The organism is Bradyrhizobium sp. BEA-2-5, assembly GCF_032918025.1.
Taxonomy (GTDB): Bacteria; Pseudomonadota; Alphaproteobacteria; order Rhizobiales; family Xanthobacteraceae; genus Bradyrhizobium; species Bradyrhizobium pachyrhizi.
Genome location: NZ_CP136629.1, coordinates 5699332 through 5721802, shown reverse-complemented (window position 1 = coordinate 5721802; position 22471 = coordinate 5699332). Strand labels below are relative to the sequence as shown.

Below are 22471 nucleotides of genomic sequence, written 5' to 3'. Positions count from 1 at the left end.
TAAATCAGGATCGAAAATGAGACACGGACGCAACATCGCTGTAATTGGGTTGGGCTATGTCGGTTTGCCTGTAGCCGTGTCGTTCGCACGATCGGGCGTGCCGGTAATCGGGTTCGATATTGACCAAAGACGCGTTGCCGAGCTCACGGCTGGTAACGACAGAACGCGAGAGGTTGAGGCGCGCGATCTGCGTCAGCCGTCGCTTGTCTTTTCATCCGATCTCGAGGCAATGGCGGGCTCCGATTTCTATATCGTGACGGTGCCCACGCCGATCGACGAGGCGAGACGCCCAGACCTGGGCGCCATGATCTCCGCATCGCGATCAATCGGCCGCGTGCTGAAGAAGGGCGATATCGTCGTCTATGAGTCAACGGTCTATCCCGGCGCCGTGGAAGAGGAGTGCATTCCGGTCCTGCAGGCGGTATCGGGGCTCAAGGCGGGCGAGGACTTCACGGTCGGCTATTCGCCGGAACGAATAAACCCGGGCGACAAGCAGCACCGGTTCGAAACAATCGCCAAGGTGGTTTCGGCGCAGGATCAGCGAACGCTTGATGTCGTTGCCGAAGTTTACGGATCGGTCGTAACGGCCGGCATTCATCGCGCGCCGACCATCAAGGTGGCAGAGGCAGCGAAGGTCATCGAAAACACCCAGCGCGATTTGAACATCGCCTTCATGAACGAACTGTCGCTGATCTTTCAGGCTCTCAACATCGATACTGCGGATGTGTTGTCCGCCGCACGGACCAAATGGAATTTTCTGCCGTTCCAGCCAGGGCTCGTCGGTGGTCATTGCATCGGTGTTGACCCGTACTATCTGACTTATCGCGCAGAGAAGGCCGGCTATCATCCGGAGGTCATTCTCGCGGGTCGGCGGATCAATGACGGCATGGGGCAGCGGGTGGCGCGAGAGTGCGTCAGGGGGCTGCTGCGACGCAAGGCGCAAAGCGGTGTAGTCACGGTCCTTGGACTCACATTCAAGGAGGACGTTCCGGACACACGGAACTCGCGGGTCGTCGATATTGTGCGCGAGCTGCAGTCGTTCGGCTTGGTGGTGCAGCTGCATGATCCTCTCGCAGATGCAGCCGATGCTGAGGAAGAATACGGAGTCAAACTCCTGCCGCTCAACGAGCTGCAATCGGCGGATGCCGTCGTTCTGGCGGTGGCCCACAACGAATACGCGACCGGCGGGTGGCCGCTGATCCAGCGGTTGCTGACCGATGGCAATGGTCTGGTCTACGATGTGAAGTCGACGCTTGATCGTGGCTCCAGGCCGGCCGGCATTGAGCTGTTGCGACTTTGAGTGCGAGCATGTCCAGCAAGGCAGTTCTTGTCACCGGGGCAGCCGGCTTCATCGGTTTCCACGTCAGTCAGCGCCTCCTGTCGGAAGGCCATGACGTGGTTGGCGTTGATAGTATCAACGACTACTACGATCCCAGTCTCAAGCTGGCGCGCCTGGATCTGCTCAAAAGCAATTCCCGTTTCAGTTTTGAAAAGCTCGATCTCGCTGATCGAGGGAAGGCGAAAGCGCTGTTCGATCGGTGTCGCTTTGCCAAGGTGATTCATCTGGCTGCGCAGGCCGGCGTCCGATATTCAATCCAAGATCCGCACGCGTATGTCGACGCGAATATGCAGGGCTTCCTTAACATTCTGGAGGGATGCCGGCACAACGGATGTCAACACCTGGTTTACGCGTCGTCATCCTCGGTCTATGGCGCAAACTCCAAGCTCCCGTTCTCGACCGAAGATGGCGTCGATCACCCGATCAGTCTCTACGCAGCTTCCAAGAGGGCAAACGAGTTGATGGCTCATTCCTATAGCCATCTTTACCGCCTTCCCACGACGGGGCTGCGTTTTTTCACGGTCTATGGCCCGTGGGGCCGTCCTGATATGGCGATGTTCATCTTTGCCAGATCCATTCTGGCTGGAGAGCCGATCCGGCTCTTCAATCACGGTCGAATGCGTCGGGACTTCACCTATGTCGACGACGTTAGCCAGGGCGTCGTTCGTCTCATCGATCGAGCGCCGCAAGGCCTCCAGAATTGGAACAGCGACAAACCCGACCGAGCGACCAGCAGCGCCCCGTGGAAGATCTACAATATCGGGAACAACAAGCCCGAGGAACTGACACATGTCATCTCGCTCCTCGAGAAGGAGTTGGGTAAGGTGGCGGTGAGGGAGATGCTGCCGATGCAGCCCGGCGATGTCGAGGCGACCTACGCCGAGGTCAAGGACCTTGAGCGGGATATCGGCTTTCGCCCGGCGACACCAATCGAGGAAGGTGTCGCGCGCTTCGTCAAATGGTACCGGGACTACTACCGGATTTAGCAACAGTACCTGACTCTCTCAAATCTGGGTAATCGGATGAAAATCTTTGTCACCGGCGGCGCCGGCCAGGTCGGATCAACCGTCATCGATATGTTCTTGTCGCGCGGCGACGAGGTGGTTGCGATCGATAACTATACGACCGGCCGGGCCGACAATCTGACCAAACATGAAAACCTGACCTTGGTCGAAGACACGATCGCGAATGCCGACGTGATCAATCGACTGTTTTCAGATTTTCGGCCCGAGATCGTCGTTCATACAGCGGCCTCCTACAAGGACCCGGAGGATTGGGGAACCGATGCTCTGGTGAATGCTGTCGGCACGGCAAACGTCGCGAAGGCCTGCAAGACCTTCGGCGTATCTCGCCTGATCTACTTTCAGACGGCGCTTTGCTATGGCACCAAGCCGCTACAGTCCCCGATCCCGCTCGATCATCCGATCAATCCCGTCAATTCGAGCTATGCCATCTCGAAGACGGCTGGCGAGAACTACGTGCAGTTTTCTGGCGTGGATTGGGTCACTTTCAGGCTGGCCAACGTAATCGGGCCAAGAAACGTATCCGGTCCGCTGCCGATCTTCTATGGCCGCTTGGCGAAGGGACAGAAGTGCTTCGTTACGCCGGCCCGGCGGGACTTTTGTTACGCGGGTGATTTGGCAAAGGTTGTTGTCAGGGCCGCCGATGGCGTCGGTCGCGGCACCTATCATTTTTCCTCGGGCAAGGACGTTGCGATCAAGGAGCTCTACGACGCAGTCGTGCGGGCAATGAAGATCAATGACTATCCGGAGCCCGAGGTTAAGCCGCTTGGTCCGGATGATGCCGCTTCCATCCTTCTGGACCCCGAACGCACGTTCAAGGACTTCGGCGCAGTTGAGTTCACTTCGCTCGATGAGATCGCCCGTCTGTCGGTTGAGCGCTGGCAGCGGGAGGGCGTCGTCGGCGGATACACACACCTGAAGGAAGCGCGTGCGGAAATCCGCACCTGATCGGATCAAGTTCGATGCGCATCATTATCACCGGCGGGGCGGGGTGCCTCGGCTCGAAATCTTATCGAGCACTGGTTGCCGCAGGGTCACGACATTCTTGTCATCGACAATTTCGCGACCGGCAAGCGTGAGGTCGTGCCCGCGCTTCCGGGCCTACATCTCGTCGAAGGTTCGATTGCCGATCGTGATCTGGTAGCGAAGGCCTTTGCCGACTTTGCCCCAACTCACCTGGTACATTCGGCCGCTTCCTACAAGGATCCGGCAAACTGGCGCGAGGACATCGCGACGAACGTCGAGGGGACCGCGAATCTCATTGAATTCGCGCGGACCGCGGGTATTCGCCGGATCATAAATTTCCAGACCGTCTTGTGCTACGGGCGCCCCGAGAGCACGCCTATTGCCGTCGAGCATCCGCTGCGGCCGTTCACGAGCTACGGCATTTCAAAGGTTGCCGGCGAGCAATATCTGGCCATGAGCGGTCTGCCTTTCGTTTCCTTGCGCCTTGCGAACGTCGCCGGCCCGCGCCTCGCAATCGGTCCGATCCCGACCTTCTACAAGCGACTGAAGGCGGGACAGGCATGCTTCTGCACGGCTGCCTACCGGGATTTCCTCGATATGTCCGATTTCGTCGCCGCAGTAGACATTGCGATGGGCGACGGCGCGCCGACCGGCATCTTCAACGTATCCAGCGGGACGGGACATTCCATCAAGGACGTATACGATCTGGTCCGATCGCATCTTCAGTTGCCGGCCGATCCGGATGTCAAGGTGGTGCCTGTCGGAGAGGACGATGTTCCGTCCGTGGTGCCGGATCCTACCAGGACGCGAGAGATCCTCGGGTGGAAAGCAAGGGTTTCGTTTCAAGAGACAATTCGGCGGCAGCTCTCGTGGTACGACGCCCACGGAGTGACGGACGTCTACAGTCACCTGGCTGCACCTAAGGGGTGAAGATGAGTTCTTTCAATGGAGCCACCGTCCTGGTCGTTGGCGGGGCTGGATTTGTCGGATCAAATCTCGTCAAGAAGTTGCTCGAGCAGGCACCAGCTCGAGTCGTCATAGTCGACAACCTGTTGTCGGCTGACATTTCAAATGTACCAGACGATCCACGGGTCGAATTCATTCGGAGCTCCATCACGGATGACGCAGTTCTTGCGGCGTTGCCGGGAAATCTGGACTACGTCTTTCACCTCGCCTGCTATCACGGCAATCAGTCGTCGATCGCCGATCCGCTCGCGGATCACGAGAACAATACGCTCACAAGCCTGAAGCTCTTTGAAAGGCTCAAGAGCATTGGCTCGTTACGGAAGGTTGTGTACGCCGCCGCAGGCTGTGCCGTGGCCGAGAAGACCTTCCAGGGGGCCGAAGCGACGAGAGAGGATGCGCCGGTTTCTCTGTTTCACGACAGTCCGTACTCGATTTCGAAGTTGATCGGCGAGATGTACGGTAACTACTACTTTGCGCGATACAAGCTGCCTTTCGTGAAGGCGCGGTTTCAGAATGTTTACGGTCCCGGCGAGATCCTTGGCGCCGGCCGCTGGCGTGGAACGGTGCATACCGTCTGGAGAAACGTTACGCCGACTTTCATATGGAGAGCGCTGCACGACGAGGCCTTGCCGGTTGAGAACGGCGGGATTGCATCTCGTGACTTCATCTATGTGGAAGACATGGCGAGAGGATTGATGGCGTGCGCGCTTTCGGGCGAGCCCGGCGAAATCTACAATCTCGCCTCTGGCGTCGAAACCAGCATTCTTGAACTGGCGACCCGCGTGAATTCGATCGTCGGCAATGTGACGCCGATTGCGCTGACGCCGGCGCGGGATTGGGACAGGTCCGGGCAGCGCTTCGGCGATCCGGCCAAGGCGCGCGAGAAACTCGGCTTCGTCGCGACGGTGGCCCACGAGGATGGTCTTCGGAGAACCATCGATTGGACGCGCGCAAATCACGAGCGCATCATCGGCTGCATGCGAAATCACGTTGCGCAGCTGCCCGATGTCGCAAGGTATTCCTGAATGCTGAAGATTCTCACGGTTGTCGGCGCCCGTCCGCAATTCATCAAGGCGGCGGCTGTCAGTCGTGCGATCCGCGAGACCGACGGACTCACGGAAGTCATGGTGCATACCGGTCAGCATTTCGACCCGAACATGTCCGACGTGTTCTTCGAGGAACTGGATATTCCAAAGCCGCAGCATCATCTCGATATCCATGGCGGTGGTCACGCCGACATGACGGGACGTATGCTGATTGCGATCGAGCCTATCCTGCTCACGGAAAAGCCCGACTGGGTTGTCGTCTATGGTGACACCAATTCGACTTTGGCCGGCTCGCTCGCGGCGTCGAAGTTGCACATTCCGGTCGCGCACGTCGAAGCGGGGCTTCGTTCGTTCAATCGCAGGATGCCAGAGGAAATCAATCGGCTGGTAACCGACCATCTTGCCACGTTGAATTTCTGTCCGACGGCCGTGGCTGTTGCCAATCTCGCCGCCGAGGGCGTAACCAAAGGCGTACATCACGTCGGGGACGTGATGTACGATGCGACCTTGTTCGTAACGGATAAGGCCGAAGAAAGTTCGACCATACTCACCAGCCTGGGGCTGGTCCCGAAGACATATTCACTTGCCACGATTCATCGCGCTGAAAACACCGACGACCGGGAGCAGCTTCTGGCCGTCGTACGGTTTCTGCAGGATCAGTCGCAGAAATACCCCGTTGTTCTACCGCTGCACCCGCGCACCCGACAGGCGGCTTTGCGTATGGGAGTTGCTCTCGACGGCTTGAAGATCATCGATCCGGTCGGTTACTTCGATATGGCCAAGCTTCTGCACAACGCAATTGAAGTCTATACGGACTCGGGAGGCGTCCAGAAGGAGGCCTATTTCCATCGCGTGCCATGCACTACGCTGCGTGACGAAACCGAATGGACGGAAACGATTTCCCACGGCTGGAATCGGCTCTGGATGCAGCCGGCGCAGGCCGTTCGGCGCGAGATAGAGGAATATGGGACCGGTCGCGCGGCTTACAATGTCACGCGCTTGTTGAGTTCTGGCGGCTTGCCTTAGGTTGGTCGAGGCGGACTGCTGAAGCTTCGTAGCCTCCGCTGCTCGATTCAGTTCAGAACCACCGGCTGCAAGCTCGCATCCTGGTTGGCACCTTCACTTTGCAGACGTTCGCTTGACGCAGTCGTCGACGCTGCCGTCTGGTCGAATGCTGACCGCGGCGTAATGTACCAGAGCAGGAACAGCAGACCGGTGCCGTTCGTCAGCAGGGCGGTTGAAAGCGGCACATTGAGGAGAACCTGGGGGAGCAGCCCCGCGGAGAGCAGAACGAATTGCGACGGCAAGCCGGACGACAGGCGATTGCCGAGGGCAATGATCAAGCCGCAGCCCAGCGCGGATACCGGGGCGAGCACGAGGCCGACCGAAGCGACGCCTTCGGTGGCGAACAGCGAAGCGTTGAAGGCGCCGAGATCGTAGGCCTTGGCCATGACGGCCCATATCGGCTCGTCATAGGCGCAGGCAACCAGGAGCTTCAACGCGTTGATCTGGCAGAAATGGGTCAGCGGGTGCGCCGAGAAGTAGTTGTTGTAGACTTCAAGGGCGAGCGACGGGATCGCAACCATCCTGGTGTTGACGGTGCCGAAATAAACCAATGCGGGCTTGATTGGCAGCACCTCGGCCTTGACCAGGAAGAACAGGATAGTGCCGATCAGAATCGGCAGGAAAAACGACAGGATCGTCGTGACCCTGGCCTCAGCGAGGTTGCAGATCAGCGCTAGAAACAGCAGCCAGACCGGAGCAAACAGCGCCATCTTGGTCAGCATGATCGGGTAGAACATAAGCATGAGAAGCAGAGCGGCCCCTGCCTGCCAGATCCGCTTGCTGGCGACGAAGCAGGCGAAGGCGAAAGGCAACAGCGCGTTCGAGACGATCCAGACCGCATATCGCAGGACGCCCGGCAACGCGAGCTCCGCGCGATATTTGTAGATCTCGGCGAGATCGACCAGCTTGAGGTTGTAGAGAGACCCGATGCCGATGATCGCGACTGAGGCAATCAGGATGACGGAAGGCATCACGTGAAAGGCGCGCGCCGGCATGACGATAGCCTGCCGTACCGGCGCGGTGATGAACAGCACGGGGGCGAGGAATGCGAGCGCCGAAAGCACGATCGAGGCGAGCGCCAGGCGATGATCGTAATCGAGCACCGAAAATTCGATCAGCCAGAGATACCCCAGGACCATGATGTAGAAGTAGAAGCCGACGAGATAGCCAAAGCTGAAGCGACTGATTGCGAACAGGATGACGAGGGAACTGAACGCCAATACGTTGACGATCGCGGATGCCAGGTGTGCCTTGTCGAAGGCGATGACACCCGGGAAGGAATCGATGATCGTAATGCAATACAGCGAGATGCAGCAAACCACGACGTGGGCGTAGGCAAGCAGGGCAAGCTTGGCCTGGCGCCATCCGAAACCCGGCTCCAGCTGAATAACGCGATCGTTCATTCTCACCTACCGCCGTCTCGGGCTGCGCTTTTGGACTGTCTCGTGGATAGTCATCGTATTCGGCAGACTAACCCGCGATCGCCAACCGATGCCGCCTTTTGAGCCAGGGGCATGGCACGACGACGATAAGACGACAAGAACTATGCTGATCCTTCATTCTATTATTCCTGGTTAATAACGCAAATGCCGCTTGTTGCTCCGGGGGCTGGGGAGCGGTTGTCCCTGATCGGATCGCCGTTGCCCGGCGAGGCTTGTCGCAAGGACCTTTGCCATGCTCACAGAGGCCAAGCGCGCCGAGGCCGCGTGAAATCGTGGTGCCGCGGCCGCGCCGCCTGACTGGTGCATGGCCTTGCCTTACCCCGAGTTTTCTGGGTAATGGACGTTGTCGCGCGGCTCGCAAGGCCGCTTGTTCCCTCGGCTCTTCGGCAGGTTGCAATGGCCGGCCACGAGACAAGACAGGGCCTGTTGCATGATCAGATTTGGCCTGCTCGGATGCGGGCGTATCGCCAAGCGTCACTCCGATCTCCTGGGTGGCAATCACATCGAGGGAGCGAGCCTGGTCGCGGTCTGCGATCCGATCCGCGCACGCGCCGATGCGGTTGCCGGGAAGTTCGGCGTTGCGGCCCATTACGACATGGACGAATTCCTGGCGCGGAAGGACATCGATGCCGTCGCCGTGCTGACGCCGAGCGGGCTGCATCCCGCGCATGTGATCGCCTGCGCCAAGGCCGGCAAGCACACCGTGGTCGAGAAGCCCATGGCGCTGCGGCTGCAGGACGCCGACGACATGATCCGGGCCTGTGACCAGGCCGGCGTCAAGATGTTCATCGTCAAGCAGAACCGCTTCAACGTGCCCGTGGTCAAGGCGCGCGAGGCGCTCGACGCCGGCCGCTTCGGTAAGCTCATCCTGGGGACGGTCCGGGTGCGCTGGTGCCGCGACCAGGCCTATTACGACCAGGACGATTGGCGCGGCACCTGGGCCTATGACGGCGGCGTGCTGACCAATCAGGCGAGCCACCATGTCGACATGCTGGAGTGGTTCTTCGGCGACGTGGTGAGCGTGCATGCGCGCGCGGCAACGGCGCTGGCCAATATCGAAACCGAGGATACGGCCGTCGCAACGCTGAAGTTCCGCAACGGCGCGCTCGGGATCATCGAGGCGACCACCGCGGCGCGCCCGACCGATCTCGAGGGTTCGCTCTCGATCCTGGGCGAAAAGGGCACCGTCGAGATTTCGGGCTTCGCGGTCAACCAGATCCGGCACTGGCGCTTTGTCGACGAGCTGCCGTCCGACAAGGACGTCGTGGAGAAGTTCTCGGTCAACCCGCCCAACGTCTACGGCTTCGGCCATCAGGCCTATTATCACCACGTGGTCGATTGCCTCGAGAACCAGCGCGCCGCGCTGGTCGACGGGCTCGAGGGCCGCAAGAGCCTTGAACTGATCTCGGCCCTCTACGAGTTGATCGAGACCGGCGAGGAAGTCGCGCTGCGCTTCACGCCACGGCTGAGCCGGCTGGGCGTCGTTTCGTGAACCGGCCGGAGGTGCATCGGGCCAGCGTGCGCGATGTCGCGTTCGGCGAACGCGTCAAGATCGTCGAGCCGTGCAACCTCTATGGCTGCAAGCTCGGCGACGACTGCTTCGTCGGCCCCTTCACCGAAATCCAGCAGGGCGTGATCGTCGGGGCGCGCACCCGCGTGCAGTCGCATGCCTTCGTCTGCGAGCTCGTCACCATCGGCGAGGACTGTTTCGTCGGGCACGGTGTGATGTTCGTCAACGACACGTTCTCCACCGGCGGCCCGGCACGTGGACGCAAGGAGCTGTGGCGCGAGACGGTGATCGGCAACCGGGTGTCGATCGGCTCCAATGCGACGATCATGCCGGTCAGGATCGTCGACGACGTCGTCATCGGCGCCGGATCGGTGGTGACCAAGGACATCACGACGCCAGGCACCTATGCCGGCAATCCGGCGCGCCGGCTGCTGACGAGCCAATAGGCAACAGGGGAATATCGATGGCGGTGCCGTATGCCGACCTGCAACTGCAATACCAGTCCATCAAGGGCGAGATCGACGCTGCGATCGCCGGCGTGATCGGCGACAACGCCTTCATTCGCGGCAGCTATGTCGACGCCTTCGAGTGCGAATTTGCGGCGGCGGCCGAGGTCGCTCATTGCGTGTCCTGCGCCAACGGCACCGACGCGCTTTACCTTGCCATGCGGGCGCTGAAGGTGAAGCCGGGCGACGAGGTGATCACCACGGCGCATTCCTGGATCTCGACCGCGGCGATGATCACTCATTCCGGTGCCACCGTCGTCTTCTGCGACACCGACGAGGCGACGTTCACGATCGATCCGGCGGCCATCGAGGCCGCGATCACGCCGCGCACGGTCGGCATCATCCCGGTGCATCTCTATGGCCAGCCCGCGGATATGGACGCGATCATGGCGATCGCGCAGAAGCACAAGCTGTGGGTGATCGAGGATTGCGCCCAAGCTCATCTCGCGCGTTACAAGGGCCGCATGGTCGGCACCTTCGGCGAGGCCGCGACCTATTCATTCTATCCCGGCAAGAATCTCGGCGCGATGGGCGATGCCGGCGCGGTCGTCACCAACGACGCGGCGCTCGCCGAGCAGATGGCCATGCTGGCGCGCCACGGTGGACTGGTGAAGCACCAGCACCACATCGAAGGCATCAACAGCCGGCTTGACGGCATGCAGGCCGCGATCCTCTCCGCCAAGCTGCCGCATCTTGCCGCCTGGACCGCGGCCCGGCAGGCGGCGGCCGAGGTCTATGATGCCGGCCTCAACCAGATCGAGGATGTCGTGGTGCCCGAGGTCGCGCCGGCGCGCAGCCACGTCTATCACCTCTACACGATCAGGCATCCGCGCCGTGACGCGCTCGCCGCCCATCTCAACGCCAACGGCGTGCAGACCGCCATCAACTATCCCACCGCGCTGCCGTTCCTGCCGGCCTATGCGCGGTTCGATCACCGGCCTGAGCAGTTCCTCAATGCGCATCGCGATCAGGGCCGGATTCTCTCGCTGCCGATGTTCGCCGAAATCACGCGCCAGCAGCAGGACGAGGTCATCGAGCTGATCCGGAAGTTCTGATCGCGATCGCGGCCTCGCGCCTGACGCTGGGGTCTTCAGCTCCCGAGCAGCAGAGGCCTCAGGAACTTTTCCAGATTGGAGCCTGAGAACAGGTAGCCCTTCAGCCCGGCCGCACGTGCCGCCTCGAGATCCGTCGGCTGATCGCCGACCAGAAAGCTGCGTTCGACGTCGACCGGAAAGCGTTCCAGCAGATCATTGATCATGCCCGGCGACGGTTTGCGCCGGTGGCTGACCTGCCGATATCGTTCGACCGTCCCTTCAGGATGGAACGGGCAGTATTCAAAGGCGTCGATATGCGCGCCGATCCTGCCGAGCTCATCGGCCATCCAGTTGTGAAGCTGCCGGACGTGTGTCTCCTCGTAGAGACCCCTTGCGACGCCTGACTGGTTGGTCACGACGAACGCAAAATACCCCATGTCGTTGACGGCCTTGACCGCCTCGCGTGCGCCGTCGATCCAGACCAGCCTGTGGCTTTCGAACAGATAACCGATGTCCTGGTTCAGGACGCCGTCCCGATCGAAGAAGACGGCCGGCCTTCGCGGCTGATCTCCGGAAGCGCTGCTCATGAGGTGATGATCCGTCCGTCTCCACGGGGCACGAGCTAGCTCAATAGTTCACAACGCCGCGCGCGACAAATGCGGACTGATCAAACGCCGGGTGATCTCAAGGCCTAACGCTCGTCTGCAATCACCTTGCCGTCGTTCGGCAGCGAGCCGGTGCCGACCAGCTCGACGGTGCCGCCGAGCTTTGTCACGGCACGCAGCGTTGCCGCGACGTCGCTCTGCAGGGCATCCGCCGCCGAGGCGCATTCGGCCCTCAGCGTCATCGCGTCGGCCTCGCCCTGGCGTGTGACGACGAGGCGCAGTCGTCCGAGTGCGGAATGGCGGTTGCCGATCTCGGCGATCTGCTCAGGCCGGACGAACATGCCCTTGACCTTGGTGGTCTGGTCGGCGCGGCCCATCCAGCCCTTGATGCGCATGTTCGTGCGCCCGCATGGGCTCGTGCCGGGTAGGGCCGCGGTGAGGTCGCCGAGGGCGAGCCGGATCCAGGGATGGTGCGGATCGAGCGAGGTCACGACGATCTCGCCGACGTCGCCCGGCGCAACCGGATCTCCGGTGCCGGGCTTGACGATCTCCAGGATCAGGTCCTCGTTCACGACCATGCCCTCGCGCGCCTCGGTCTCGAACGCGATGAGGCCGAGATCGGCGGTGCCGAAGGCCTGGTAGGCGTCGATGCCGCGCGCCTTGATCTCGGCCTGGAGCGAAGGCGGGAACGCGGCGCCCGAGACCAGCGCGCGCTTGATCGAGGAGATGTCGCGCCCGGAGCTTGCTGCGGTGTCGAGCAGGATCTTCAGGAAATCCGGCGTGCCGCTGTAGCCAACCGGCCGGTAGGCCTCGATCAGCTCGAATTGCTGTTCCGTATTGCCGGGGCCGGCCGGGATGACCGCGCAGCCGAGCGCGCGTGCGGAGGCGTCGAAGATGAAGCCGCCGGGGGTGAGATGGTAGCTGAAGGTATTCAGCACCACGTCCCCCTCGCGAAAGCCCGCCGCAAACAGCGCCCGGGCGCCGCGCCAGGGGTCCGCCTGGCGGCCCTCGGGCTCGAAGATCGGTCCGGGCGAGGTGAACAGCCGGGCGAACGAGCCGGGCGTGTCGGCCACGAAGCCGCCGAACGGCGGGACGGCCTTGTGCAGGGCCGGCAGTTCCGACTTGCGCAGCACCGGCAGCCCCGCCAGCGCCTCCCGGCTGGTGATGGAGGCGGGATCGGTGCCCCTCAACAGGTTGGCATAGGCGGGCGCCGCCATTGCCTTGCGCAGCACCTCAGGCAGCCGGGCGAACAACGCGGCCTCGCGCTCGGCCGGATCGCGCGTTTCAAGGGCGTCGTAATGGTCGGTCATGGCAGGTCCTTGAGAGGAAGTGCGCGGGTTGCGTGCCGGTCCGCCCGTGCTATCAGACGGTGACCGCTGACATTGGGACGGTTCCAGGGAGCACGATGGCTGAGGCAGAGAGCGTTGCGGCGGACGGGGCCGCCGACGTCGTAGCGAGGCTGAAGCGCCGCATCATCGACCAGGCCCTGCCGTTGTGGTCGACCGCGGGCTGGGACAGCACCGCCGGCGGCTTTGTCGACCGGTTGCACCGGGCTGGGACAGCCGATCGCGCCGCCCCGCGCCGGATCATGGTGCAGGCGCGCCAGATCTGGTGCTACGCCAAGGCGGCGCAGATGGGATGGTATCCTGAGGGGCGTGGCATCGCGCTGAAGGGGCTGGACTACCTGCTGGCCAAGGCCAGGGCGCCGGACGGCCGGCCCGGCTTCGTCTACAGCCTGACCGCGGAGGGCGGCGTGCACGACCCGCTGCGCGACACCTACGGCCACGCCTTCGTGTTGCTTGCGCTCGCGGCCGTCTACGCCCTCGACCAGGACGCGCAGGTTCGCGCCGAGATCGATGCGCTGCTCGCCTTCCTCGACGGCCATCTGCGCTCGCCGCATGGCGGCGTTCACGAAGGCCTTCCGGTCTCGCTGCCGCGCCGGCAGAACCCGCACATGCATCTGTTCGAGGCGATGATCGCGTGCTTCGAGGCGACCCACGATCTGTCGTTTCAGAACCGCGCCGGAGAATTCTTCGCACTGTTCCTGGCCAATCTCTACGACAAGCAGAAGCGCATCCTGACCGAGTACTTCGAGGAAGACTGGTCGAAGATCGAGCCGGTCAGCGTCGAGCCCGGTCACCAGGCGGAATGGGTCTGGCTGCTGAAGGGTTTCGAGCGCATCACGGGCTGCCCGACCGCGCCGCGGCGTGCCGAACTGCTGTCGACCGCGCTGCGCTATCGCGACGAGGCCACGGGCTGCCTGATCGACGAGGGGGACGACGTCGGCAACATCCGCCGCAGCACGCGCCGGCTGTGGCCGCAGACCGAGATCGCGAAGGCGTGGATCGCGCAAGCCGAGTCCGGCGAGGCGGGGGCGGCGGATGAGGCGCGCGCGGCGCTGGTGCGGCTCGAACGGCACTATCTCAGCCATCCCGTGAAGGGCGGCTGGTACGACCAGTTCGATCGCGACGGCAAATCGCTGATCGACATCATTCCTGCGTCGTCGTTCTATCATGTTCTCTGCGCGGTCACGGAAGCGGAGCAGGTGCTCGGATAGAACCGCCTTCCTGGTCTGACGCGTTTTCTGCACACGCAACTCCGGCCCGAAAACGCTCGATATCCTCACAGCCAGCGCTTGCGCCGCTTGAAGCTCTTGAGGTTCTTGAAGCTCTTGCGCTGGTCGCCGGCGCCGCCGAGGTAGAACTCCTTGACGTCCTCGTTGTCGCGCAAATCGTCCGCGCTGCCGTCGAGCACGACCTTGCCCTGTTCCATGATGTAGCCGTGGCTTGCGACCGAGAGCGCAGCGCGCGCGTTCTGTTCGACCAGCAAGATGGTGACGCCGAGGTCGCGGTTGATCTTCTGGATGATCGAGAACACCTCTTTCACCAGCAGCGGCGACAAGCCCATCGAAGGCTCATCCATCAAGATCATCTTGGGGCGCGCCATCAGGGCCCGGCCGATCGCGAGCATCTGCTGCTCACCGCCGGAGAGATAGCCGGCAAGGCCAGTGCGCTCCTTCAGGCGCGGAAAGTAGTTGAAGACCATGTCGAGGTCGGAATCGACCTCGCGGTCCCTGCGGGTGAAGGCGCCGAGCTTGAGGTTCTCCAGCGACGTCATGTCGGCGACGATGCGCCGGCCCTCCATCACCTGGAAGATGCCGCGGCGCACGATCTTGTCGGGGTCGATGCCGTTGATCCGCTCGCCTTCGAACAGGATCTCGCCGCGCGTGACCTCGCCGTCCTCGGTCTTGAGCAACCCGGAGATTGCCTTCAGCGTCGTCGACTTGCCGGCGCCGTTGGCGCCCAGCAGCGCCACGATCGCACCTTTCGGCACGTCGAGGCTGAGGCCGCGCAGCACCAGGATGACGTCGTCGTAGACGACCTCGATGTTGTTGATGCTGAGGAGCGGCGGCGGCGGGACTGCCGTCGGCCCCGGGCGGGTGGCTTCGAGGGTTTCGTTCATGGTCTGTGTTACCCTTCGATGCCATTGCCGGGCTCGAGCCGGCAATCCATCGATCGGAATACGTCTTCGCTTGATGGATGCGCGGGCCGGGCCCGCGCATGACGATGTGTGGACCTGTTCGGCTGCCGCCTCACCAGCCAAACAATTCCGGCTTGCGCGGCAGCTCGACGGTCTTGACCTTCTCGAGCTTGATCGTGCCCTTGGCCATGAGGTCGTTGAGGTCGCCGTCGGTCGCGCCTGAGACCTTGGTGCGATAGAGGTCGACCTTGAGCGTGCCGCGATGGTCCTTCTCGGTCCAGGTCGAGGCATTGCAGACGCCTTCCATCCCGGCCGGCACCCAGTCTTTCTTCTGGTGGAAGCCCTTGGCGACGTTCTCGCCGGTGGCGCCGCCGTTCTTGGCGGCCCACTCGATCGCCTCCTTCATGTAGAGCGACGAGCAGACGGCCGCGACGTAATGCACGGGGCGATAGACCTTGCCGGTGGGATCGGACATCTTCGAGATCTCCATCACCGTCTTCATGCCGGGCGCATCGCCGCCCCAGCTCACCGCGGTGCGCAGCGGGAAGATCACGCCATTGGCCGCATCGCCCGCGGTCTTGGCCGCATTCTCGTCCATGCCCCAGACGTTGCCGAGGAACTGGATCTCGACGCCGGCGGTCTTGCAGGCCTTCATCACCGAGATGTTGGAGGCGGCGGTGTTGCCGAGATAGGCGTAGTTGGCGCCCGAGGATTTCAGGCTCAGGCACTGTGCGCTGTAGTCACCCGGCGTGAGCGCGAACACCAGCGGCGGAAGCACCTCGAAGCCGAGCTCCTGCGCCATGGCTTCACCGGCGGCCTTCGGCGCGTTGGGATAGGGATGGTTGGCGCCCATGTGCACGAATTTCGGCTTGCCGGGCTTGCCCTTGGCCTTCCAGTCCTCGGCCGCCCACATCAGCATCGCGCGCAGCGCGTCCGAATAGCTCGGGCCATAGAAGAAATTGTAGGGCGCGGGCTTGGCCTTGCCGCTGACGCCCTCGGGATCGGTGAGTGCGGCGGCATAGGAGGCGGACATGTCGGGGATCTTGTCCTGAGCGAGGAAGCCGGTCAGCGCCTCGGTGTCGGCGGTGCCCCAACCCATGATCGCGGCGACCTTGTTGTCGGGCGCCGACCACTTCTTGTAGAGCGCAATCGCGCGCGGCACTTGGTAGCCATAGTCGTTGGTGTCGAGATTGAGCTGCTTGCCGCCGACGCCGCCGTTCTTGTTGACCCAGGCGAAGGTGTCGGCGACCGCCTGGCCAAAGGGCGTGCCGACGTCGGAGGTGCCGCCGGAGAGGTCCTGCAGATGGCCGATGGCGATCTGCGCCTGCGCGGTGGCGGCCGCGCTGCTGATCAGCAGCGCAACGGAGACCGAGCTCAAAAGGGATCTAATCGTCATTTTTGCGTTCCTCCTGCTTATTCGTTGAACCGAATTTTGAGTTGCGTTCCGTGCCTTGCGTCAATGCGAGAACGGGTAGAGTTTCCAATACGCCTTGATCTGCCGCCAGCGATGCGCGAGCCCGTCAGGCTCGAACATCAGGAATGCGATGATGATCACCCCGATCGCGATCTCGCGCAGGAAGGTGATGTTGTTGTTGAGCGAGAGCGCCTGGTCGATCGCGCCGCCCTTCAGATGATGGCTCAGCCACTCCATCGATTCCGGCAGCAGCACCACGAAGGCGGTACCCATCAGCGTACCCATGATCGAGCCGGTGCCGCCGATGATGATCATGGCGAGGAACAGGATCGAACGCTCGATGCCGAATCCCTCCTGCGACACCACGAGCTGGTAGTGCGCATAGAGCGCGCCGGCGATGCCGGCGAAGAAGGCGGCAAGCCCGAACGACAGCGTCCGGTACTTGGTGAGGTTGATGCCCATGATTTCGGCGGAGAGATAATGGTCGCGGATCGCCACCAGCGCGCGGCCGTCACGGGTGCGCATCAGATTGGTGACGAGGACGTAGCTCACGAGCACATAGGCCAGCACGACGTAGAAGTACTGTCGGTCGCCGCGCAGCGTATAGCCGAAGATCGAGAAAGGCGCGGCGCTCGCCGGCACCGAGCCGCCGGAAAACCATTCGGCGCGCGAGAAGAAGTCGAGCAGGATGTACTGCGCAGCCAGCGTCGCAATGACGAGGTAAAGACCCTTCAGCCGCGCCGCCGGAATGCCGAAGATCAGCCCGACCAGCGCGGTGACGACGCCGGCGAGCGGGATTGCGAAGAACACCGGGATCGGCGCGTTGTTGGAAATGTAGGCGGAGGTAAATGCGCCGAGCAGGAAGAAGGCGGCATGGCCGATCGAGATCTGGCCGGTGAAGCCAACCAGGATATTGAGCCCGAGCGCCGCGATCGAGAAGATGCCGATCTGAATCGCGATCGAGAGCAGGTAGTTGGACAGCAGCATCGGCGCGAAGCAGGCGAGCACGATGCCGATGATGGCGAAGTTGCGGCTCGTCGCGGTCGGGAAGATCGTGGTGTCGGCCGCGTAGGAGGTGCGGAAATCGCCCGAGGGGATGAGTGTGCTTGTCGCCATTGATCAGACCCGCTCAATATCCTTGGTGCCGAACAGCCCGTAGGGCTTGATCATCAGCACGATGATGAGGACGTAGAACGGCGCGATCTCGTAGAGATTGCCCCAGTGCAGGTACTCGCTGTCGATATATTGCGCGACGTTCTCGAGCAGTCCGATGATGATGCCGCCAAGCACGGCGCCGCCAACGGAATCCAGTCCGCCAAGGATCGCCGCCGGGAACACCTTGATGCCGTAGGCGGCAAGGCCCGAGGACACGCCGTTCACGACTGCGACGACGACGCCGGCGACCGCCGAGACCGTTGCCGAGATCGCCCAGGCCATCGCGAACACGCTCTTGACGGAGATGCCGAGCGACTGCGCAACCTGCTGGTTGAACGCGGTGGCGCGCATCGCCAGGCCGTATTTGGAGGCGCGGAAGAACCAGGCCATGCCGATCATCATCGCGACCGAGACGACGAGGCTCATGACATAGACGGTCTGGATCTGGAGCCCGAACAGGCTGACGGACTGGCTTTCGAACACCCGCGGGAACGGCTGCGGATTGACGCCGAACAGCCACTTCAGCGTCGCCTGCAACACTGTCGACAGGCCGATCGTGACCATGATCACCGAGATGATGGGCTCGCCGATCATCGGACGCAGGATGAGCACCTGGATCGCGATGCCGAACACGAACATGAACACCAGCGTGATCGGCATGCCGATCCAGAACGGCAGCTGGTATTTCGCCAGCAGCGCCCAGCACACCCATGCGCCGACCAGCAGCAGTTCCCCTTGCGCGAAATTGACAACCTGCGTCGCCTTGTAGATCAGCACGAACGACATCGCGACAACGCCGTAGAGCGTGCCGACGACGAGGCCGTTGACCATCAGCTGGATCAGGAACTGGGTGTTCATGGGGTGCGGTCGCTCCGGACTGCGGCGCCAGCACCCTCTCCCCTTGTGGGAGAGGGTGGCTTCGCAAAGCGAAGCCGGGTGAGGGGTTGTCTCCGCAACGGGATCGTGGAGAGGGTACCCCTCACCCAAGCGAGTCGACTAGCGGTGTAGCCTTCTCCCACAAGGGGAGAGGGCATATTCATGAGCACCGCGCTCTGGTCGCGCAACACAGTCATTCCGCGGCCTCCGCAATCACGGCGCGGCCGAGATCGACGACCTCGAGCGTGGTGCGCACCCGCTGCGTGGTGCCGTCCTGGAAGCGGATCACGGTGTCGACGGGAATATCCGCGACGCCGCGGTAGATGGCGTCGATGATGCCTTCGTATTTCTCGTTGATGACGCTGCGGCGGACCTTTCTGGTCCGGGTAAGCTCGCCGTCGTCGGCATCCAGCTCCTTGTAGAGCAGCATGAAGCGCGAGATGCGCTGGGCCGGCGGCAGCGTGGCATTGACGGTCTCGACCTCCTTCTGCAGCAGCGCGTAAACCTCGGGCCGCGAGGCGAGGTCGCTGTAGGTCGTGAACGAGAGCCGGTTCTTTTCCGCCCATTTCGAGATGATGGAATAGCGGATGCAGATCATTGCCGCGAGCGCGTCTCGGCCGGCGCCCAGCACCACGGCCTCCGCGATATAGGGCGAGAACTTCAGCTTGTTCTCGATGAATTGCGGCGAGAAGCGTTCGCCGCGCGAGGTCTCGGCGAGATCCTTGATGCGGTCGATGACGACGAGCTGCTGGTCGGCATTGAAATAGCCGGCATCGCCGGAGCACATCCAGCCGTCCTTGATGTCGGCGACGCTCGCCTCGGGGTTCTTGTAGTAGCCGAGGAACATGTTGGGATGCCGCACCACAATCTCACCGACGCCGTGGACGTCGGCATTGTCGATGCGGATCTCGATGCTGTCGGCCATCGGCACGCCGGTCGTATCAGGGTCGACCCTGCCTTGGGGATGCAGCGTATAGGCCCCCAGCAGCTCGGTCTGGCCGTACAGCGTGCGCAGCGGCACGCCCATGGCCTGGAAGAATTTGAAGGTTTCCGGGCCGAGCGCTGCGCCGCCGGTCGCGGCCGACCGCAGGCGGGTGAAGCCGAGGCGGTCGCGCAGCGCGCGGAACAAGAGCTGGTCGGCGAACACAGAACGCTTGCCCTCGGCGAGCGCCGCAAGGCCGGTCCTCATGCCGAGGTCATAGAGCCGCTGCTTGAAGGGCGTCGCATCCATCACCTTGGCGCGGACGTCGGCAGCGATCGATTCCCAGACACGTGGGGCAAAGAGCACGAAGGTCGGTGCGATCTCGCGCAGATCGTTCATCATGGTGTCGGGCTCTTCGACGAAGTTGATCTTCATCCGGCACAAGAGGCCTTTGCCGAGCACGTAGACCTGCTCCATGATCCAGGGCAGCGGCAGCACCGATACGTATTCGTCATCGGGTCCCTTCGGATCGAAGGCGAGATAGGTCGCGCAATGGCCGAGCACGCGCCCGGCCGCGAGCATCGCGAGTTTCGGATGCGAGGTAGTACCTGACGTCGTGCAGAGGATCGCGACGTCCTCGCCCTTGGTGGCATCGACCAGCCTGTCGTAGAGCTCCGGCTCGCGCGCGGCGCGATCGCGGCCCAGCGCAACGAGCTTGCTCGCCTCCATCAATCGCGGGTCGTCATATTTCCGCATCCCGCGCGGATCGGAATAGATGATGTGCTTCAGCTTGGGCGCGCGCTCGGCAAGGGTGAGAAGCTTGTCGACTTGCTCCTCGTCCTCGGCGAAGACGAGTTGCGCCTCGCCATAGTTGAGAAGATAGGAGGCCTCCTCGTCGAGCACGTCGCGATAGAGCCCGAGGCTCATCGCGCCAATCGCGTGGGCAGCGATCTCGGCGGCGACCCAGTCCGGCCGGTTGTCGCCGATAATGCCGATCACGTCACCGCGGCCAAGCCCGAGCTCGACCATGCCGAGCGCGAAATCATGGGTGCGGGTCTGGTAGTCGTTCCAGGTGAAAATGCGCCAGAGCCCGAGATCCTTCTCCCGCAAAGCGATCTCGTTGCCGTGCTCCCTGGCATTGAGCCGTAGCATCTTCGGATAAGTGTCGGCCTGCGCGACGCGGCCTGCATAATCCATCATGCCGCACTCTCCCGCACCGCCGGCTTGTCGTCGGGATCGACCAGCACCTCGTCCTCCTCGCCGAGATAGGCGCGCTTGACGTGGGGATCGGCGAGCACGGTGGCCGGATCGCCTTCGGCGATCTTCTTGCCGAAATCCAGCACCATGACGCGATGGGAGATGTCCATCACCACGCCCATGTCGTGCTCGATCATCACCACCGTCATCCCGAACTCCTCGTTGAGATCGACGATGTAGCGGGCCATGTCCTCCTTCTCCTCGAAGTTCATGCCGGCCATGGGCTCGTCGAGGAGAATGAGACGCGGCTCCAGCGCCATGGCGCGCGCGAGCTCGACACGCTTGCGCAGGCCGTAGGAGAGCGTGCCCGCGGTCGCCTTGCGCACCGACTGCAGGTCGAGGAAGTCGATGATCTCCTCGACCTTGCGGCGGTGCTCGAGCTCTTCCTTACGCGCGCCGGTGAGCCAATACAGCGAGCCCGTGAGAAAGTTGTTCTTCAGGAGGTGATGGCGGCCGACCATGATGTTGTCGAGCACGCTCATATGGTGGAACAGCGCCAGGTTCTGGAAGGTGCGGCCGATGCCGAGCCGGGGCCGCGCGTTCGGGTTGAGGCCGGTAATGTCCTGGCCGCGATAGAAGAGCTGGCCTTCGGTCGGCTTGTAGCGGCCGGAAATACAGTTCACGATCGAGGTCTTGCCGGCGCCGTTGGGGCCGATGATCGAGAACAGCTCGCCCTCGTTGACGCCGAAGCTCACTTCGGTCAGCGCGCGGACGCCGCCAAAGCGCAATGAGACTCCGCGCACCTCGAGACTATTAGCCACCCTGTTCCCTCCAGATACGGGCGCTTTGGCGCGCTCTTTATCTTCGCTTCGATCTTGCTTCGATCTTACATGGGCCGCCGAAGGGAGACCATCCGACTAATGATGCCGGCGTTCGGGAGCATCGCTTGACCCGATCGCCTGCGTCATGCGCGGTAACGCCGCACCCGCCTGCAAGCCCGTCCCTCGCGTCGTCCGCGTTCAGCGATCCATCAAGGCGCTGCGCGACGTTACGCGAGGTGGCTCTGAATACGAGAAAGCGATAGGTTGAATTGTCATGTGCCCGACATTTGGTCAGGAATTTTCGCTGGCATTCCAGGCCTCGGGTCCCTGGCTTCGCGCACGGCGTTGCTGCGGTGCAATATCGTTGCAGTATCTTGGGGTAGGACGCCGTCGCTAGAATGATTGCTGCTGATTACCTGAGGCGCATCGCGGCCTGGTCGCGCGAACTGAGCGAGCAAGAAATCGAAATCGCGCGCGCCGGCATTTCCGAGAAATCCTATCGCGCCAACGAATTCATCTTCATGCGCGGCGACAACTTCCAGTATTGGACCGGCATCGTCACCGGGTTGGCGCGCATGGGCATCGTCTCGCGCGGCGGCAAGGCGGCGAGTTTCGCGGGCCTCACCGCAGGCGCGTGGTTCGGCGAGGGGACCGTGCTCAAGAATGAGCCCCGGCGCTACGATGTGGTTGCGCTGCGCGACACGCGACTGGCGATGATGGATCGCCGGACCTTCGTCTGGCTGTTCGAGAACAGCGTCGGCTTCAACCGCTTTCTGGTGCGCCAGCTCAACGAGCGGCTCGGCCAGTTCATCGCGCTGCTCGAATATGGCCGCACGCTGGACGCCACGGCGCGGCTGGCGCGCTCGATCGCCTCGCTGTTCAATCCGATTCTCTATCCCGACCTGACGCTGCACCTTGAGATCACCCAGGAGGAGATCGGGGCGCTGTCGGGAATCTCCCGGCAGAATGCCAACCAGTGCCTGAAGCGGCTCGAGCGGGAAGGGCTGTTGCGGCTCGAATATGGCGGGGTGACCATCCTCAACCTCGACCGGCTGCGGCACTATGGCGAGTGACGGGTTCCGGGCGCATTGAGCCGTTTTCGCAG

General features: G+C 62.5%; 20 protein-coding genes. 11 read left to right on the top strand and 9 right to left on the bottom strand.

Going from position 1 to position 22471, the window contains the following annotated elements; translation table 11 throughout:
• The first annotated feature begins 16 nt into the window (after nt 1–16).
• From RX327_RS27045 to wecB, 6 genes are all read left to right on the top strand, one after another.
• Nucleotides 17–1300, top strand: coding sequence for a nucleotide sugar dehydrogenase (locus tag RX327_RS27045; protein ID WP_050383798.1), 1284 nt, complete (start codon nt 17–19; stop codon nt 1298–1300).
• An 8-nt stretch (nt 1301–1308) separates the two neighbouring features.
• The gene (locus RX327_RS27040; protein WP_050383797.1) at nt 1309–2325 is read left to right on the top strand and encodes an NAD-dependent epimerase; all 1017 of its coding nucleotides are present in this window, start codon (nt 1309–1311) and stop codon (nt 2323–2325) included.
• 36 nt (nt 2326–2361) lie between these two features.
• Entirely contained in the window at nt 2362–3309 is a 948-nt protein-coding gene (locus RX327_RS27035; protein ID WP_028343083.1) for an NAD-dependent epimerase/dehydratase family protein, read from the top strand.
• Between the two features lie 75 nt (nt 3310–3384).
• Nucleotides 3385–4257 carry an NAD-dependent epimerase/dehydratase family protein gene (locus tag RX327_RS27030; RefSeq protein ID WP_317247653.1) on the top strand — a complete coding sequence of 291 codons (873 nt, stop codon included), beginning with the start codon at nt 3385–3387 and terminating at the stop codon, nt 4255–4257.
• A 2-nt stretch (nt 4258–4259) separates the two neighbouring features.
• Nucleotides 4260–5318: an NAD-dependent epimerase/dehydratase family protein gene (locus RX327_RS27025; protein ID WP_050383795.1), complete on the top strand. Its 1059-nt coding sequence runs from the start codon at nt 4260–4262 to the stop codon at nt 5316–5318.
• Nucleotides 5319–6365 carry a non-hydrolyzing UDP-N-acetylglucosamine 2-epimerase gene (wecB, locus tag RX327_RS27020; protein ID WP_050383794.1) on the top strand — a complete coding sequence of 349 codons (1047 nt, stop codon included), beginning with the start codon at nt 5319–5321 and terminating at the stop codon, nt 6363–6365.
• A 47-nt stretch (nt 6366–6412) separates the two neighbouring features.
• On the opposite strand, the gene RX327_RS27015 is transcribed toward wecB, so the two are convergent.
• The gene (locus RX327_RS27015) at nt 6413–7807 is read right to left on the bottom strand and encodes a hypothetical protein (RefSeq protein ID WP_050383793.1); all 1395 of its coding nucleotides are present in this window, start codon (nt 7805–7807) and stop codon (nt 6413–6415) included.
• 469 nt (nt 7808–8276) lie between these two features.
• On the opposite strand from RX327_RS27015, the gene RX327_RS27010 reads away from it, so the two are divergent.
• The 3 genes from RX327_RS27010 to RX327_RS27000 are packed head-to-tail and all read left to right on the top strand — an operon-like array spanning nt 8277 to nt 10917.
• A complete protein-coding gene (locus RX327_RS27010) occupies nt 8277–9338 on the top strand; it encodes a Gfo/Idh/MocA family oxidoreductase (protein ID WP_317247651.1) in 1062 nt (353 codons plus the stop codon).
• Nucleotides 9335–9802 carry an acyltransferase gene (locus RX327_RS27005; RefSeq protein ID WP_050383791.1) on the top strand — a complete coding sequence of 156 codons (468 nt, stop codon included), beginning with the start codon at nt 9335–9337 and terminating at the stop codon, nt 9800–9802. The genes RX327_RS27010 and RX327_RS27005 overlap by 4 nt, the downstream gene beginning before the upstream one ends.
• A gap of 17 nt (nt 9803–9819) precedes the next feature.
• On the top strand, nt 9820–10917 hold the full coding sequence (locus RX327_RS27000) for a DegT/DnrJ/EryC1/StrS family aminotransferase (protein ID WP_050383790.1): 1098 nt from the start codon (nt 9820–9822) through the stop codon (nt 10915–10917).
• A gap of 35 nt (nt 10918–10952) precedes the next feature.
• Here the strand turns inward: RX327_RS27000 and RX327_RS26995 are convergent, their stop codons facing one another.
• Together RX327_RS26995 and RX327_RS26990 are read right to left on the bottom strand one after the other, a co-directional pair.
• Nucleotides 10953–11483, bottom strand: coding sequence for an HAD family hydrolase (locus tag RX327_RS26995; protein ID WP_050383789.1), 531 nt, complete (start codon nt 11481–11483; stop codon nt 10953–10955).
• A 104-nt stretch (nt 11484–11587) separates the two neighbouring features.
• Complete coding sequence (locus RX327_RS26990) at nt 11588–12811, bottom strand: phenylacetate--CoA ligase family protein (RefSeq protein ID WP_317247650.1); 1224 nt, start codon at nt 12809–12811, stop codon at nt 11588–11590.
• Nucleotides 12812–12906: 95 nt separating this feature from the next.
• Between RX327_RS26990 and RX327_RS26985 the strand changes: the two genes are divergently transcribed.
• Nucleotides 12907–14058 (top strand): AGE family epimerase/isomerase, encoded by a 1152-nt coding sequence (locus RX327_RS26985; protein WP_317247649.1) that lies wholly within the window; start codon nt 12907–12909, stop codon nt 14056–14058.
• Between the two features lie 65 nt (nt 14059–14123).
• On the opposite strand, the gene RX327_RS26980 is transcribed toward RX327_RS26985, so the two are convergent.
• From RX327_RS26980 to RX327_RS26955, 6 genes are all read right to left on the bottom strand, one after another.
• Nucleotides 14124–14963 (bottom strand): ABC transporter ATP-binding protein, encoded by an 840-nt coding sequence (locus RX327_RS26980; RefSeq protein ID WP_317247648.1) that lies wholly within the window; start codon nt 14961–14963, stop codon nt 14124–14126.
• Nucleotides 14964–15093: 130 nt separating this feature from the next.
• A complete protein-coding gene (locus tag RX327_RS26975; protein ID WP_317247647.1) occupies nt 15094–16377 on the bottom strand; it encodes an ABC transporter substrate-binding protein in 1284 nt (427 codons plus the stop codon).
• Nucleotides 16378–16437: 60 nt separating this feature from the next.
• Nucleotides 16438–17511: a branched-chain amino acid ABC transporter permease gene (locus RX327_RS26970; RefSeq protein ID WP_317247646.1), complete on the bottom strand. Its 1074-nt coding sequence runs from the start codon at nt 17509–17511 to the stop codon at nt 16438–16440.
• Nucleotides 17512–17514: 3 nt separating this feature from the next.
• Complete coding sequence (locus tag RX327_RS26965) at nt 17515–18408, bottom strand: branched-chain amino acid ABC transporter permease (RefSeq protein ID WP_317247645.1); 894 nt, start codon at nt 18406–18408, stop codon at nt 17515–17517.
• 211 nt (nt 18409–18619) lie between these two features.
• Nucleotides 18620–20548 carry a long-chain fatty acid--CoA ligase gene (locus RX327_RS26960; RefSeq protein WP_317247644.1) on the bottom strand — a complete coding sequence of 643 codons (1929 nt, stop codon included), beginning with the start codon at nt 20546–20548 and terminating at the stop codon, nt 18620–18622.
• Nucleotides 20545–21366 carry an ABC transporter ATP-binding protein gene (locus RX327_RS26955; protein WP_317247643.1) on the bottom strand — a complete coding sequence of 274 codons (822 nt, stop codon included), beginning with the start codon at nt 21364–21366 and terminating at the stop codon, nt 20545–20547. Before RX327_RS26955 ends, RX327_RS26960 begins: the two co-directional genes overlap by 4 nt.
• Before the next feature lie 398 nt (nt 21367–21764).
• Between RX327_RS26955 and RX327_RS26950 the strand changes: the two genes are divergently transcribed.
• Nucleotides 21765–22439 (top strand): Crp/Fnr family transcriptional regulator, encoded by a 675-nt coding sequence (locus tag RX327_RS26950; RefSeq protein WP_317247642.1) that lies wholly within the window; start codon nt 21765–21767, stop codon nt 22437–22439.
• The last annotated feature ends 32 nt before the right edge of the window (nt 22440–22471 follow it).

Excerpts from the sequence above, each read along its gene's own strand:
- RX327_RS26980 (WP_317247648.1), bottom strand. The coding sequence starts at position 14,963 with ATGAACGAAACCCTCGAAGCCACCCGCCCGGGGCCGACGGCAGTCCCG.
- RX327_RS26990 (WP_317247650.1), bottom strand. The coding sequence starts at position 12,811 with ATGACCGACCATTACGACGCCCTTGAAACGCGCGATCCGGCCGAGCGC.
- RX327_RS27015 (WP_050383793.1), bottom strand. The coding sequence starts at position 7,807 with ATGAACGATCGCGTTATTCAGCTGGAGCCGGGTTTCGGATGGCGCCAG.
- RX327_RS27035 (WP_028343083.1), top strand. The coding sequence starts at position 2,362 with ATGAAAATCTTTGTCACCGGCGGCGCCGGCCAGGTCGGATCAACCGTC.
- RX327_RS26950 (WP_317247642.1), top strand. The coding sequence starts at position 21,765 with ATGATTGCTGCTGATTACCTGAGGCGCATCGCGGCCTGGTCGCGCGAA.
- RX327_RS26975 (WP_317247647.1), bottom strand. The coding sequence starts at position 16,377 with ATGACGATTAGATCCCTTTTGAGCTCGGTCTCCGTTGCGCTGCTGATC.
- RX327_RS26965 (WP_317247645.1), bottom strand. The coding sequence starts at position 18,408 with ATGAACACCCAGTTCCTGATCCAGCTGATGGTCAACGGCCTCGTCGTC.
- RX327_RS27040 (WP_050383797.1), top strand. The coding sequence starts at position 1,309 with ATGTCCAGCAAGGCAGTTCTTGTCACCGGGGCAGCCGGCTTCATCGGT.
- RX327_RS26960 (WP_317247644.1), bottom strand. The coding sequence starts at position 20,548 with ATGATGGATTATGCAGGCCGCGTCGCGCAGGCCGACACTTATCCGAAG.
- RX327_RS26970 (WP_317247646.1), bottom strand. The coding sequence starts at position 17,511 with ATGGCGACAAGCACACTCATCCCCTCGGGCGATTTCCGCACCTCCTAC.
- RX327_RS26995 (WP_050383789.1), bottom strand. The coding sequence starts at position 11,483 with ATGAGCAGCGCTTCCGGAGATCAGCCGCGAAGGCCGGCCGTCTTCTTC.
- RX327_RS27045 (WP_050383798.1), top strand. The coding sequence starts at position 17 with ATGAGACACGGACGCAACATCGCTGTAATTGGGTTGGGCTATGTCGGT.
- RX327_RS27000 (WP_050383790.1), top strand. The coding sequence starts at position 9,820 with ATGGCGGTGCCGTATGCCGACCTGCAACTGCAATACCAGTCCATCAAG.
- RX327_RS27025 (WP_050383795.1), top strand. The coding sequence starts at position 4,260 with ATGAGTTCTTTCAATGGAGCCACCGTCCTGGTCGTTGGCGGGGCTGGA.
- RX327_RS27010 (WP_317247651.1), top strand. The coding sequence starts at position 8,277 with ATGATCAGATTTGGCCTGCTCGGATGCGGGCGTATCGCCAAGCGTCAC.
- wecB (WP_050383794.1), top strand. The coding sequence starts at position 5,319 with ATGCTGAAGATTCTCACGGTTGTCGGCGCCCGTCCGCAATTCATCAAG.
- RX327_RS26985 (WP_317247649.1), top strand. The coding sequence starts at position 12,907 with ATGGCTGAGGCAGAGAGCGTTGCGGCGGACGGGGCCGCCGACGTCGTA.